Annotated in this window: 9 protein-coding genes; 5 read left to right on the top strand and 4 right to left on the bottom strand. The window is 56.7% G+C overall.

The annotated features are described in order from the left end of the window. Positions 1-8: 8 nt before the first annotated feature. Positions 9-653, top strand: a complete 645-nt coding sequence (locus G536_RS0109255; RefSeq protein ID WP_022823311.1) for a hypothetical protein — start codon at positions 9-11, stop codon at positions 651-653. 91 nt (positions 654-744) lie between these two features. Here G536_RS0109255 and G536_RS0109250 read toward each other — a convergent pair whose 3' ends face one another. Then, positions 745-1,929, bottom strand: a complete 1,185-nt coding sequence (locus G536_RS0109250; protein ID WP_022823310.1) for a phosphoglycerate kinase — start codon at positions 1,927-1,929, stop codon at positions 745-747. A gap of 197 nt (positions 1,930-2,126) precedes the next feature. Here G536_RS0109250 and G536_RS0109245 point away from each other — a divergent pair, with 197 nt between their 5' ends. Continuing rightward, positions 2,127-4,895: a D-alanine--D-alanine ligase family protein gene (locus G536_RS0109245; protein WP_022823309.1), complete on the top strand. Its 2,769-nt coding sequence runs from the start codon at positions 2,127-2,129 to the stop codon at positions 4,893-4,895. Positions 4,896-5,026: 131 nt separating this feature from the next. Then, positions 5,027-5,815, top strand: a complete 789-nt coding sequence (locus G536_RS0109240; RefSeq protein ID WP_022823308.1) for a PASTA domain-containing protein — start codon at positions 5,027-5,029, stop codon at positions 5,813-5,815. 218 nt (positions 5,816-6,033) lie between these two features. Here G536_RS0109240 and G536_RS0109235 read toward each other — a convergent pair whose 3' ends face one another. The 3 genes from G536_RS0109235 to G536_RS0109225 all read right to left on the bottom strand — a co-directional run bounded on the left by G536_RS0109235 (position 6,034) and on the right by G536_RS0109225 (position 9,775). Next, complete coding sequence (locus tag G536_RS0109235) at positions 6,034-7,935, bottom strand: DUF294 nucleotidyltransferase-like domain-containing protein (protein ID WP_022823307.1); 1,902 nt, start codon at positions 7,933-7,935, stop codon at positions 6,034-6,036. Continuing rightward, the gene (locus G536_RS0109230; RefSeq protein WP_022823306.1) at positions 7,928-8,641 is read right to left on the bottom strand and encodes a 3'-5' exonuclease; all 714 of its coding nucleotides are present in this window, start codon (positions 8,639-8,641) and stop codon (positions 7,928-7,930) included. The genes G536_RS0109235 and G536_RS0109230 overlap by 8 nt, the downstream gene beginning before the upstream one ends. 63 nt (positions 8,642-8,704) lie before the next feature. Continuing rightward, positions 8,705-9,775, bottom strand: a complete 1,071-nt coding sequence (locus tag G536_RS0109225; RefSeq protein ID WP_022823305.1) for a LacI family DNA-binding transcriptional regulator — start codon at positions 9,773-9,775, stop codon at positions 8,705-8,707. 437 nt (positions 9,776-10,212) lie between these two features. Here G536_RS0109225 and G536_RS0109220 point away from each other — a divergent pair, with 437 nt between their 5' ends. Both G536_RS0109220 and tkt read left to right on the top strand, forming a co-directional pair. Next, on the top strand, positions 10,213-11,193 hold the full coding sequence (locus G536_RS0109220; RefSeq protein ID WP_022823304.1) for an arabinan endo-1,5-alpha-L-arabinosidase: 981 nt from the start codon (positions 10,213-10,215) through the stop codon (positions 11,191-11,193). 346 nt (positions 11,194-11,539) lie between these two features. Continuing rightward, a complete protein-coding gene (gene tkt, locus G536_RS0109215) occupies positions 11,540-13,591 on the top strand; it encodes a transketolase (protein ID WP_022823303.1) in 2,052 nt (683 codons plus the stop codon). Positions 13,592-13,689 lie beyond the last annotated feature (98 nt).

The raw sequence follows: 13,689 nt of genomic DNA, 5'->3' as shown, positions 1-13,689 counted from the left end.
CCCAGAGAATGATAATTGAACAACGTCGGCTGCTGGCCGGCTCCACGCAGCTTGCTCTACGTCCCAACGGATTATATATCTGCCAACGCAACAGCCACGGCCGCGCTACGCTGGAATTTGAAATGCCGTACGAGGAAGTGCTGCCAGTGCAAGTAACACGCTTCCGTACTACGCCGCAACTCACTTGGCGGCCCTTGCTGGCGCTGTGGTTTGTGGTTAATCTATTACACCGCTTGATTCCTGTTACCGAAAACGGACAGCTTTCCGACGCAGCCTGGCTAGGACTGTTCGGATTTGGTGGCCTGCTGATCGGAGTATACCTCTATGGGCAACGCAACTGGTGGCAGCACGTTACGCTAGGCACGGCCCGCACCAACATCACTCTCGCCGACCGTTCCTCAGAACGCGCCTCGGTCGATAAGTTTGCTCGTGCGCTGGAGTCACGCACCAAAGCCTACCTGCGCGAGGAATACGCCAACATCAACCCGCTTGGGCTCATCGACACCCAGTTGCACCGCCTACGCTGGCTGCGCAAGCTCGACGTGCTGACCGAGCGGGAAGCCCGCATCCTCGCCACCCGCCTCACCGGCCGCCTCGACTCATCCCCCCTACGCAGTATGGGTCAGGAATTAGAATCGCCTTATGTGAACTAAGTGGTGAGATTGTGAAGTGGTGAGTTTGATGTTCGACTTGCGCAAACAGCGCCGAAGGAACACCACACTCACCACTTCACTATCTCACCACTTAGTTCAGCGCTGCTACGCCGGGTAGTTCTTTGCCTTCCATGTATTCGAGGAGGGCGCCGCCGCCGGTGCTGATGTAGGATACTTTCTCGGAGAAGCCTAGTTGGTTGACAGCCGCCGCGGAGTCGCCGCCGCCGATGAGGCTGAACGCGCCGGCTTCGGTGGCTTCGGCAATGGCTTCGGCTACTTTGGTGGTGCCGGCCGCGAAGTTGCTCATCTCAAACACACCCATTGGACCATTCCAGAGCACAGTTTTCGACTGGCGCACGATGTCGGCAAATGCCTTCTGTGACTCGGGGCCGAGGTCAAGGCCCAACCAGCCGTCGGGGATGCTGTCGTTGTTGGCTTCTTTGGTATTGGCGTCGTTGGCGAATTTATCGGCAATGATGCTGTCGGTAGGGAGCACTAGGTTCACGCCCTTGTCTTTGGCTTGCTGGATGAGGCGTAGGGCCAAATCCATCTTGTCGGCTTCCAGCAACGAGCTGCCGATGCTGCCGCCCTGGGCTTTGGCAAACGTGTAGGCCATGCCGCCCCCGATGAGCAGGTTGTCTACCTTATCAAGCAGCTTCTCAATCAACAGAATCTTGTCGGAGATTTTGGCGCCGCCCATAATGGCCGTGAAAGGCCGCTCGGCGTGTTCCAGCACTTTTTGGGCGTTGTCTAGTTCTGATTGCAGCAAGTAGCCGGCCACCCGGTCTTCGGGTGCGAACTGTGCGGCCATTACGGCCGTGGAGGCGTGCTTGCGGTGAGCGGCCCCGAAAGCGTCGTTCACGTACACCTCGCCGAGCTTGGCTAAGTTTTCAGCAAAGGCTTCGTCGCCTTTCTCTTCTTCGGGGTAGAAGCGTACGTTTTCTACCAGCAGTATCTGGCCGGGCTGCAAGGCGTTGGCTTGCTCTTCAGCTTTCAGGGCGTCGTCGGCAAACTGTACGTCGGTGCCGTACTCTTCGCCGAGGCGAGCTACGATGTGCTTCAGCGAGTACTTGTTTTCGGGACCACCTTTGGGCCGGCCCAGGTGCGAAAGCAGCACCACCGAGCCGCCATCGGCCAAAATCTTCTTGATGGTGGGCGTAGCCGCCCGGATGCGGGTGTCGTCGGTGATGTTGAATTCTTTGTCCAGAGGCACGTTGAAATCTACGCGCACCACGGCGCGCTTGCCACTGAAGTTGTACTGGTCGAGCGTTTTCATGAAGAAGAAAGAGATGGGGAAAGTGGAACGTAACGGGGCGAATGTAGCATAAGCTTTGTATGCTTTGAAGCTTATGCCCGGAATACGGCCACGAAAATCATCGGCTACACGTCGTAGTATGGCCTATACGTCCCACTTTCGTAGTAGGCAAAGCCACTCTACACCTTACGTTCCATCCCCGTACCTTTGCGGTAACTATGAAAATTGGCATCTTCTTCGGCGGCCCGTCGCGCGAGCGGGAAATCTCCTTTGCGGGCGGCCGCACCGTATATGATAACCTCGACAAGTCTCTGTTCGAGGCCGTTCCTGTGTTTGTGGATAGCCGGGGCAACTTCATTCTGCTCGACTGGCACTACATCTACAAAGGCACCATCCGCGACTTTTACCCGCCAGTTTCGGCGCTGCCGCCGTCCACGCTGCCGGTGCAGGTGTACCTGGAAAGCCTAGGCGACTTATCCCAATCCGAGCAGGACAGCATCATTTCCGAAGTAGGCCGGCGCGTGCAGCCCCACGAGTTGCGCGAGCTGATGGACTTCGCCTTCCTGGCTTTGCACGGACCGGGCGGCGAAGACGGTGCCATTCAGGGCTTGCTGGAATGGTACGGCATCCCGTATTCCGGCTCCGGCATTCTGCCCTCGGCTTTCGGCATCAACAAAGTGGCTCAGAAGAAGCTGCTCAAAGCCCTGGGCCGTCCTACCCCCGATTTCCGCGTGATTTCAACGGAAGAATGGGATGCCGCCGACCCTGCCGCCACCCTCGGTTATCTGGTGCGGGAGTTGGGCCTGCCGCTGGTATTTAAGGCGCCGCGCCAGGGTTCCAGCATCGGTATCAGCATTCTGCGCGAGGCCGACGTGGCCAAGTTTGCCACGGCTATGGAGCGCAGCTTGTTCCGCAAAACTGTCACCCGCACCGAGTGGCAGCAACTCACCGAGCATGATAAACTCCAGTGGGTGCAGCAACTGGTTGATATTCGGGAAGGCATTGGCCTGCCGGTTGTTTTGGCTGCTAGCCCTGAGCCATTAGTTGTTAGCTCTCTGGCAGAGGAAAACGCTAACAGTCAACAGCTAACCGCTACAAGTTCGTCTTTCATTTACCATCCCGAAGCGTTACTAGCCGCTCTCGATACCCAGCTGGCAACCGCTGAAACCGTGCTGCTAACCAGCGTGGAAGGTGAGGCGCAAGTATTGGTGGAAAGCTTCGTGCAGGGCCGCGAATTCTCGTGCATTGTGGTGGAAGACCCCGATGGCAAACCCCTGGCCCTGCCGCCCACAGAGATTGTGAAGGGCGAGGAAATGTTCGATTACCGCTCGAAATACCTGCCCGGCCTGGCCCGCAAAGTCACCCCCATCGACCTGCCCGAAGCGGATATTCAGCGCATCCGAGAGGCATGCGAGGAAATGTTCGACACGTTCGGCTTTCAGGTATATGCGCGGTTGGATGGCTTCATTCAGGCCGACGGTACGCTGTTCCTGAACGACCCGAACACCACGTCGGGCATGTTGCCGGCGTCGTTCTTCTTCCACCAAGCCGCCGAAATCGGGCTGAATCCTTCGCAGTTTCTCACCTTCCTGATTCGTACCTCGTTGGCGGCGCGGCGGCGCGGCGGTATGCAGCCGGTGCGGCTGGCCGGCTTGCTTAAGCAGCTAGATGATGCCGTAGCAGTTCGCCAAACCCAGGAGCGCACCCGCACCAAAGTGGCCGTCATTATGGGCGGTTATTCGTCGGAGCGGCACATTTCGGTGGAGAGCGGGCGCAACATCTACGAGAAGCTTAGCTCTTCGGTGAAGTACGAGCCGGTGCCTGTGTTCCTGACCGGCAACAGCCAGGAGTTCCGCCTGTATGTGCTGCCCATCAACGTGATGCTCAAGGACAACGCCGACGACATCCGGGAGAAGATCGAGCTAGCCGAAGCCGGCCACGCCACGCATCCTATCCTGACGCGCATCCGGCAGGAAGCGGCTACCATTACTAACACCTACGCTGGGCAACCGGTGGAGCAGCCACGCGCCATTACGTTCCCGGAGCTGGCCAAAGAAGTGAGCGAGGTCTTCATTGCCTTGCACGGCCGCCCCGGCGAGGATGGAGCTTTGCAGCGCCAGCTAGAGCAATACGGCCTGCCGTACAACGGCTCAGGCGTAGCCAGCAGCAGCATCACCATCAACAAGTTCGAAACCAACCGCAAGCTGCGCGAGGCCGGCTTGCGCGTGGCCGAGCACCGCATGGCCAGCCGCCTGGAGTGGACCGCCGACCCGGAGGCGTTCTACCAGAGCCTGGAAACGCAGTTCCCCTACCCCTTCATTGCCAAGCCCGCCGACGACGGCTGTTCCTCGGCCGTGAAGAAAATCAAGAATCGGGCGGAGCTGACGGCCTTCACCCGCCTCATCTTCCGCGACCAGGAGGACTTGATGGCCGCCGACGCTACCGTGCTGCACCTAGGCTTCAAGGAAGAGTTTCCGCAGAAAGAAACCTTTCTAATAGAAACCCTGATTGAGCGCGACGGCGCGGCCCACTTTTTGGAAGTAACCGGTGGCCTGCTCACGCATTGGGGCGAAAATGGCGAGCTGCAAATCGAAGTATTTGAGGCCTCCGAAGCCCTGGCCATTGGCGAAGTATTGAGTTTGGAAGAGAAATTCTTGGCCGGCGAAGGCCAAAATATCACCCCGGCCCGCTACGCTCCCGACCCCGTGGAGCGGCAGCGTATTTCCGAAGAAGTGAAGGCCGAATTGCGCCGCGTGGCCGAGGTGCTCGATATCCAAGGCTACGCCCGCATCGACGCGTTTGTGCGAGTACGGCAAAACGGCGCCGTGGAAGTACTGATTATCGAGGTGAATTCGTTACCGGGTATGACGCCTGCCACCTGCATCTTCCACCAAACCGCGCTGGCCGGCTACACGCCTTATCAGTTCATCGACCAGATTTTGGAGTTTGGGAAAGCGCGGAGTGAGAAGCTAGCATTCCAGAGCTAGAAGCTGGGAGTTAGAATTCATTCTGCTTTCCAACTCCCAGCTTTCCTTACTATTGTAGCTCCTAACTTCTTCTTTTCTGCTTCTCCTAGCACTCCAACTCCCAACTTCTAGCTCCTAGCTTCTTCAATAGAATGTCTTTTCTTAAATCTGATACGCCGATTGACCTGGTAAAGCACTTAGTGGTAATGGCGGTGGCCACGGCGGCGCTGGTGTTTGGCTTCTTCTTCGTGTATCTGCCGCTCACCACCAACCACGGCGAAACCATTGTGGTACCCAAGATTACGGGCATGAATCAGTCCGACCTCGAAGATTACCTCGACGAGCGGAACCTGCGCTACTTCGTGGATGATTCCAGCTACAACCCTGGCACCCGGCCGTTTACAGTGCTCAACCAGGACCCCGCGCCGGGTGAGAAGGTGAAGGAAGACCGCAAAATCTACATCACGGTAGCGATGCAGAATCCGCCGGTTATCAAGATGCCGAAGCTCACCGATGGGTCGGAGAAGAACGCGCAGATGATTATTTCCAGCTACGGCCTCACGGTGGGCAAGCTCATTAAGGTGCCCGATGTGCGCCAGAACCAAGTGCTACGGCAGTTGGTGGACGGCAAGGAAATAACACCCGGCTCACCTATTGCCAAAGGTACCCGCGTGGACCTAGAAGTCGGTGACGGCCTCGGTAACCAAGAGTTTGCGGTGCCTAACCTCATCAATATGCCCGCCGATGAGGCCACTACCCTGCTGGTTGGCCAGGGTCTACAACTCGGCGAAACCTTCTATCAGGAGCCCCAAGACGGCGAAACCGAAGGCACCGTAGTGAAGCAGCGGCCGGTAGCCTCACCCGTTGCCACCATCCGGATGGGCCAGCTAGTAGACATTTGGGTAGCTGGCAAAGCGCCACTCTCTGAAGTGAAAGACTAACGGATTCTTGCGGATTACAAACACTACGCCCCGGCAAAGTAGCGGCAACGTCACTTCGCCGGGGCGTAGTGTTTGTGCTCAAGTATTTAATTTCTCGTCATGCAGAGCGCAGCGAAGCATCTCGCGTGCTGACGTCAGACTACTAACCTAGCAGCAGCACGCGAGATTCCTCGGTAAGCTCGAAATCATGGCCTTTATTGGGTTGCTACCCGCATAGCCTACAGCGTCTTGGTGAAGGCTACTTTGATGCGAAGCTGGAAGTCGGCTATGACTTTGAAAATCTCCTTTAGGGTTACTTGCTCTACTTGCGTGAGGACTTTGGGGTCGAGGTAGTTGGTGGGCGGCACCCGGTCGTTGATGAGCTGGCGGGCCTGCTTTTTCAGGCGCATACCCATCAGGTAGTAATAGGCTTGAAACAGTTCCTCATACTCTTTCTCAGTGAATACGCCTTTCGTGCGTAGCTCCTGAAGCCGCTCACCGGTATTGGTCTTGAAAATCTGGTGTTTGAGGGCGTACACCCGTACTAGATCCACGATGGGCGTCATAGTTTTTTTCAGGTCGAATACCTGCTGGGTGCCTTGCGTGAACGTGCGGAAATTGCGGAAAAACGTGAGGGGCGGCTCGTATTGCAGGGCGTTTTTGGCCATGTAGTAGAAAAACCGGTCCACCGGGCCACGCAGCTCCTCACCCATAAATGCCTGTAGCTCGTCCATGATGGCTGCCTCACCATACAAGAACCGGCAGTCGAAAAACGTGGAGAACTTCATCACCGTTTCGGCGTTCGAATCGCTCATCCAGCTGTGATAGTTGCGCTTCCAGTGCGACAGGGAGTGAGTCCACTTGTGATTTTTAGCCATGAAGCCGCCCGTGCAAAAGCTGAGTCCGATGTGGTTGAGCTGGTCGGAAACGGCTTCGGCGAAGTGCAGGAAATACGCCCGCACCAGTTCGCGCTGCTCGTTGGCCTTGTCTTCGTAGATAATAGCGTTGTCTTGGTCGGTGAGCAGGGTTTGCTCTTTGCGGCCTTCGCTGCCGAGCACCATAAACACGAACTTGGCTGGGGCCGGGCCGTGCTCGGCCAGTACGCTTTCAATCACCTTCAGGGCAATGGTATCGGCCACGGTGGTGATTACCTGGTTCACAATTTCGGCCTTCACGCCGCGGCTAAGCAGCTGATTTACCATGTCGGGCACCATCTCCCAGCGCCGCTTCAACTCCCGCGCGCTCTGCGCCGATTTCACCGCCTGAATGAACATAAACGGCGACTGCGCCAAGTCGCTTAGCAGCTTGTTGCGGCTCATAAACCCAATGTACTGCCCGCCCTTCTCCACTAGCAGATAGCGGGTTTTCGTTTGGAACATCAGCAGGATGGCCTCATACACGTAGGCCTCGCTGCTGATGCTCACAATGGGCGTATCCAGCACGTCGGCTACGGGGCGCGTCACGTTCAGCTGCTGCGCTATTACATTGTCGCGCAGCGTGATATCGGTTAGGTAGCCGATGATTTCACCGGTATCGGCGGTTACAAACGAGCAACTCACCTTCGCTTCGGCCATGAGCTGGGCGGCCCGGAAAATGGGCGTATCGAAGGGCACGGCTAGGATAGAGCGTACCTCCAGCGTCTCGATACGGCGCGAGTACATCTGGTCGGCGGCAATGTAATTTTCTTCGGGCGCTGATATAGGCTTCACGAAGTGCGCGTATTCCTCGTTGAGCATCCGCTCGCCGTAGCGCGCCGTGAAGTAATGAAAGAAGTTCTCGTAAGCTAGGCAGAGCGCTCGGAAGTCGCGCCGGGGCAGGGCATATACCACGGTGCCTTTGCGGGCTATAACCGTGCGAATTGAGCGTTTCTTGTTGAGCAATATCGACATGCCGCCGTAGCAAGCCCCTACCCCGTAGGTTTCGGGCAGACGCTTGTTTTGCTCACTATCGTAAAAAAACGTTTCGTAGGCGCCCTCCACCACAATGTCGAGCCCCCGCAGCTTGGAAGTATCCTGCTGGTAGATAAGGGCTTCCTTGGTATAGCGCACCTCTTGCAACAAGCTTTCCACGCCCAATAGCACGTCATCGGGCAGTAAGTTGAAGGGGCTGACGGTTTTCAGAAAAGCGAAGCGGTTATCCATAAACCCAAAATAATAGCAGTAAAAGCACTCCGGCCACAACCAGCACGCCCGGCCCTAGCCACCGATGCCGCTGAAAGATACCGGGTTCGGCGGTTGGTACCAGCAGCTGCGGCTGGCCAGCAATAATAGCCTCATCCAAATCGCCAAGGCGGCGCAGCTCGAAAAAACAGTTCGCAGTGGCCTGGGCATCGGCTTGGGCGTCGTGCTGACGCGGCATCGGCTCCCGAAACAGGTGTTCGTGCAACTCGCCCAGGCGCAGGAAATTGCGCTGAACTGCTTTTGCGTGCCGCTGGCTGGTTTGCATGGTGCAGAGCGTGGGCAGTTCGGCCAGCAAATTGGGCAAGCCCGTCCGGTGGAATTCCGCGCCTATCATGTGAAAATCGAGCCGCATGTAATGGCCGACTACTAGGGGCTGATACACGCGCAAATCGTCGTGGAAGCGCTGCATAACCAGAGCGGGGTCCTCGCCCTGCTCGGACAAGAAAGTTGCTGTTAGGCCATGAATGGCTTGAGACCGGGCCCGCATCTGGCCAGCGGGTACTCGCAGAAAGTGGTTTTCCTCTTTTACCAGTTCACCTGTTTGGGTGTACACCAGCCAGGCAAGCTGCGCTACGTAAGGCCAGTTGCGCTTGGCCGCGTACGTCGTGTTCCAGTTGCCGGGCAGCCCGGTGGTTTCGGTATCGACAAACAGTAAAAATTGCTGCACCCGGCTTTTCTTAATTATAAGACGTTTGTCTGCTCCATGTTCCAACAGGCGCAACCGGGAGCATTAAGCTTTGTTCTGATGCAACGACGAATCCCGCACAAACAATTGGGGCTGCAATACCACCTGCCGGTGCGAGAAGTTGGTGCCTTTGGCTTCCACTAGCTCCAGAAAAAGCCGCACGGCTGCTTGGCCCATTTCCTCGCAGCGCTGATCCACGGAAGTGAGCATGGGTTCAGTAATAGCGGTGAAGCCCTCGTTGCTGAAGCCAGCCAGCGCCACATCCTGCGGCACTCGAATCCCCTGCTGCTTGAGCAACTGCAATGCCCCCAGCAGCGCTGAGTCGCCAGCCGCAAACACAGCATCAGGTGGGTTGGGCAATGTCAGCAGATGGCGCATGGCTTTCATACCTTCCTCCAGGTTCATGTCGCAATATACAATCAGGTCCTCGTCGTGCGGGATGTTGTATTCGGTGAGGGCATCGAGGTAGCCCTGACGGCGGTTTTTGTAGATGTTGAGGTGCTGCAAGCCCGCGAAATGGGCTACGCGCCGGCAGCCTTGTTCCAGCAAGTGCTTGGTGGATTGAAAGCCCCCGTCCCGGTCGTTGAGCACCACGGCATTCACGTTTTCGCCTTCCATTGCGCGGTCGAAAAACACCAGCGGAATGCCGCGCTTACGCACCTTATCGAAGTGCTTGAAATCAACAGTAGTGCGCGACAAGGAAACCATAATACCGGCTACCTGCGCGCTAATCAGCGTTTCGATGTTGCGCCGCTCGTGCGCCACATCCTCGTTCGACTGGCAGATGATGACGCTGTAGCCCGCCTTGCTGGCAGCCGTTTCGATACCGTGCACCACCGACGGAAAAAAGCGTCCTTCTATGTATGGTACTACCACCCCAAGCAACTTGCTTTTGCCTTTGCGTAACGCCGCCGCCAAGTGGTTGGGCTGGTAGTTGAGCTTTTTGGCCAGCTTGAGCACCTTCTGCTTGGTGGCCGGCCCAATGCTGTGGTGGTCGCTCAGTGCCCGCGAAATAGTAGTCATCGAAACACCTAGCTCCCGCGCCAAATCAGCCATAGATACCGGACTGTTGGGCTCGTGGGTGGTATCGTGTTTTTTGCTGCCGCGTGGAGGCATAAATGGATGGCGAAAGGCTGCTTATATAGATGCGTTGCGTAAAGCTACAGCAGTTTTATAGACTGCCTATAGCCTGACGAAATACGCGCTGCTTGCTATGCGTGGTATAATATGCTTTTCTTTTTCACCGAATGGCAATGATGCTCCTCAAAGCGAAAGGTTGCCTTGAAAACTCTTACTTTGTAAATAACTGTGTATGACTGCTGAAATAAAGCCACGCTTACTTCAGTACGTGCCATGCTCATAACCCCAAGTGAAACGACACTGCTTTTAGGTAACTAGTCTAATTAAAAGCGCATTGGGTATAAGCTCATACACCTTCGAAAAGCTTAATCGGAGAACAACAGAGCACTTTACAGCGGCAGCAGAATATGAATAGCATAATTTCTCTTATCTATGCGCAGATTACACAATCGTTAATCTAGCATTTCTGCTTGATGAGATTTTTACTGTTCCTCCTAGTGCTATTCGTTGGGTTTCCGGGGTTCACCCAGCAGGCTCCGCACCTCATTCCGGCCCACGACCCGGTTATGATCCGACAGAACGGCACGTACTATATGTTCTGCACTGGTCAAGGTATTGCCATCTGGTCGTCGAAGGATATGAAGACTTGGAAGCTGGAGAAGCCGGTGTTTGCCAGCGCGCCAGAGTGGGCCGTGAAAGCCATACCCGGCTTCAAAGGCCACATTTGGGCGCCGGATATTTCCTTGCATAACGGCGTGTATTACCTGTTCTACTCGGTGTCGGCGTTTGGCAAGAACACGTCCTGCATTGGGCTAGCTACCAACAAAACGCTGGACCCAACCTCACCCGACTACCAGTGGGTGGATAAAGGCAAGGTGATTCAGTCGGTTCCGGGGCGCGACCTGTGGAACGCCATCGACCCCAACCTAGTGCGCGACGACAAGGACACGCCGTGGTTGGTGTTTGGCTCGTTTTGGAGCGGTATGAAGCTGGTGCAACTCCGCCCCGACCTTACAGCCCCCGCCCAGCCCGAGCACTGGCGCACCGTAGCCGCCCGTCCCCGCGACCCGAAGCTCACCGACTCCTTGCCCGGCGACGCGGCCATTGAGGCCCCTTTCATCTTCAAGAAGAACGGCTATTACTACTTGTTTACCTCATTCGATTACTGCTGCCGTGGCCCCCAAAGCACGTACAAGATGATGGTGGGCCGCTCGAAAAGCGTAACCGGTCCTTATGTGGACAAAGCCGGCACGGGCCTGGAGCAAAGCGGTGGCACGCTGGTACTGGAAGGCGACAAGAACTGGTTCGGCGTCGGGCACAACTCAGTGTACACCTTCGATAAGACCGACTATCTAGTTTTCCACGGCTACGATGCCGCCGACCGGGGCCGCTCCAAGCTCCGAATCGAGAAACTAGGTTGGGATTCCGATGGCTGGCCCGTGGTAAAGCGCTAAAATATCAGGTTATTTTTTCACTGAATCGTTTCCGGTCGGCCATATAAATAAGGAAATACTCTTCTTTGCATAACCGAATAGTTGGGGGCCGGAGAAGCGCTTTAGCCCCGAACATTCTTTGGAGCAAGCCGGTCAATTTAGCGCGCTGGTTGCGCACTAATGCCACTACTTACTCGGCGCTAGGCTTCCAATAAACGTATAGGGCCATTCCGGGGACTGGTTTGCCCGAGCATTCGAACCCGCTGGCTGGTTCACGCTGCTTGTAACGGCAAGCAGTTCAGCATCAACCGCAACATTTCACCTAATTCTCACTCAATCAAGCACATACACTTCTTTCCATTTTCTCATGACTGAACAAGCAACGTCCATCGAGCAGCAAAGTGTTAATACCATCCGCCTGCTGTCCGTGGACATGGTGCAAGCGGCCAACTCCGGCCACCCCGGCCTGCCACTTGGTGCCGCCCCCATGGCCTACGTCCTGTTCTCGCGCTTTTTGCGCTTCAACCCCCAAGACCCCAAGTGGCCTAACCGGGACCGTTTCGTACTGTCGGCAGGTCACGGCTCAGCACTGATTTACAGCCTGCTGCACCTCTACGGCTATGATTTGCCACTGGCCGAGCTGAAGCAATTCCGGCAGCCTGGCTTCCGCACCCCCGGCCACCCCGAGTCCAACGTGACGCCCGGTATTGAAGTAACTACTGGCCCCTTGGGTCAGGGCTTCGCCAACGGCGTGGGTATGGCAATGGCTGAGGCGCATTTGGCCGCCACGTACAACAAGCCCGGCCACACCGTGCAAGACCACTATACCTACTCTATCGTGAGTGATGGTGACCTGATGGAAGGCATTGCCTCAGAAGCGGCTTCGCTAGCCGGCCACTTGAAGTTGGGCAAGCTCATCTACCTCTACGACGACAACGACATCTCGCTCGACGGCCCGACTAGCTTGGCCTACACCGAAGACGCTATGAAGCGTTTCGAGGCGTACGGCTGGCACACCCAGCGCGTTGAAGATGGCAACAACCTCGACGACATAGAGGCCGCTATCAAAGCAGCCCAAGACGAGAAAAATAAGCCTTCGATTATTTCGATTAAGACCATCATTGGCTTCGGTTCACCGCTGGCCGGCACCAACAAAGCCCACGGCAGCCCCCTCGGCCCCGACAACGTGAAGAAAGCCAAGGAGTTTTTTGGTTGGGACCCAGAAGCCAGCTTTGTGGTACCCGAAGGCGTGTACGAGCACCTGAGCAAGCCCGGCCAGCAAGGCGCTGAGTTGCAAAAAGAGTGGGACGAGCAGTTCAAGAAATACGAGCAGGAATTCCAGGTGGAAGCCCAGCAGTTCCACGTTTCCTTCAACGGCGACCTACCCGAAGGCTGGGACAAAGACCTGCCGGTTTACACCCCTGCTGATGGCGAGCTAGCCACCCGCCAGGCATCCGGCAAGGCCCTGACGGCCCTCAAGAAATCCGTTCCGTTCATGTTCGGCGGCTCGGCTGACTTGGCTTCGTCCAACGAAATGGACAAGTCAGGGGATGACAGCTTCCAGCCCGGCCACTATGAGCGCAGCAACATCTGGTTTGGGGTGCGCGAGCACGCCATGGGCGGCATCATGAATGGTATGTCGCAGCACGCGGGTGTACGCGCCTACGGCGGTACCTTCCTCACCTTCTCCGATTACATGCGCGGTGCCATCCGTCTCACGGCCCTGGCCGAGTCGGCTGCCACGTTCGTTTTTACCCACGACAGCATTGGCTTGGGCGAAGACGGCCCAACGCACCAGCCAATTGAGCAAGTGGTATCGTTGCGCACCATTCCGAACATCGTGGTGCTGCGCCCCGGCGACGCCAACGAAACCACCGAAGCCTGGCGCATTGCCATGACCACGCCTAAGTCGCCGGTCTGCTTGATTTTGTCGCGCCAGAAACTGCCGATTTTCGACCAGACCGTACTGGGTTCCGCTCGCGAAGGTGTGGCCAAAGGTGCATACATCCTGAGCGAAGCTGACGGTGGCACGCCGCAACTGATTTTGATTGCAACGGGCTCGGAAGTGAGTTTGGCATTGGAGTCGCAGAAGGCGCTGCAAGGCGAAGGGGTAGCTACCCGCGTGGTGAGCATGCCGTCGTGGGAACTGTTCGAGAAGCAGGATAAGGCCTACCGCCAGCAGGTGCTGCCGCCTTCGGTGCGCAAGCGCGTGACCATTGAGGCTGGTTCGCCAATCGGTTGGGCCAAGTACGCCACCGACGAAGGCACCAGCATCAGCATGAACCGTTTCGGCGAGTCGGCCCCGGCCGAATACTTGTTCGAGGAGTTCGGCTTCACGGTGAAAAACGTGGTGAAAGTCGCCCACTCCGTGCTGAACGGTCAGCCAGAAGAAGAAGACGAAAAACAAGTGGTTTCGTAAGCAGTAACCAAGGTGCGCGAACAGCTAGCCTACTTGTAGCGCGGAAGCCACCAGATTTCCGCGCTACACTTGCTGCTTCTGGCCACCTATACTTCTTA

This window comes from Hymenobacter norwichensis DSM 15439 (genome assembly GCF_000420705.1).
In the GTDB taxonomy this organism is placed as follows: Bacteria; Bacteroidota; Bacteroidia; order Cytophagales; family Hymenobacteraceae; genus Hymenobacter; species Hymenobacter norwichensis.
Note: the sequence above shows the minus strand (reverse complement) of the source record. Positions and strands in the feature narration are given on the sequence as shown.

Bases quoted from the DNA above. Each gene is read 5' to 3' on its own strand.
- G536_RS0109255 (WP_022823311.1), top strand. From the start codon at position 9: ATGATAATTGAACAACGTCGGCTGCTGGCCGGCTCCACGCAGCTTGCT.
- G536_RS0109250 (WP_022823310.1), bottom strand. From the start codon at position 1,929: ATGAAAACGCTCGACCAGTACAACTTCAGTGGCAAGCGCGCCGTGGTG.
- G536_RS0109245 (WP_022823309.1), top strand. From the start codon at position 2,127: ATGAAAATTGGCATCTTCTTCGGCGGCCCGTCGCGCGAGCGGGAAATC.
- G536_RS0109240 (WP_022823308.1), top strand. From the start codon at position 5,027: ATGTCTTTTCTTAAATCTGATACGCCGATTGACCTGGTAAAGCACTTA.
- G536_RS0109235 (WP_022823307.1), bottom strand. From the start codon at position 7,935: ATGGATAACCGCTTCGCTTTTCTGAAAACCGTCAGCCCCTTCAACTTA.
- G536_RS0109225 (WP_022823305.1), bottom strand. From the start codon at position 9,775: ATGCCTCCACGCGGCAGCAAAAAACACGATACCACCCACGAGCCCAAC.
- G536_RS0109220 (WP_022823304.1), top strand. From the start codon at position 10,213: ATGAGATTTTTACTGTTCCTCCTAGTGCTATTCGTTGGGTTTCCGGGG.
- tkt (WP_022823303.1), top strand. From the start codon at position 11,540: ATGACTGAACAAGCAACGTCCATCGAGCAGCAAAGTGTTAATACCATC.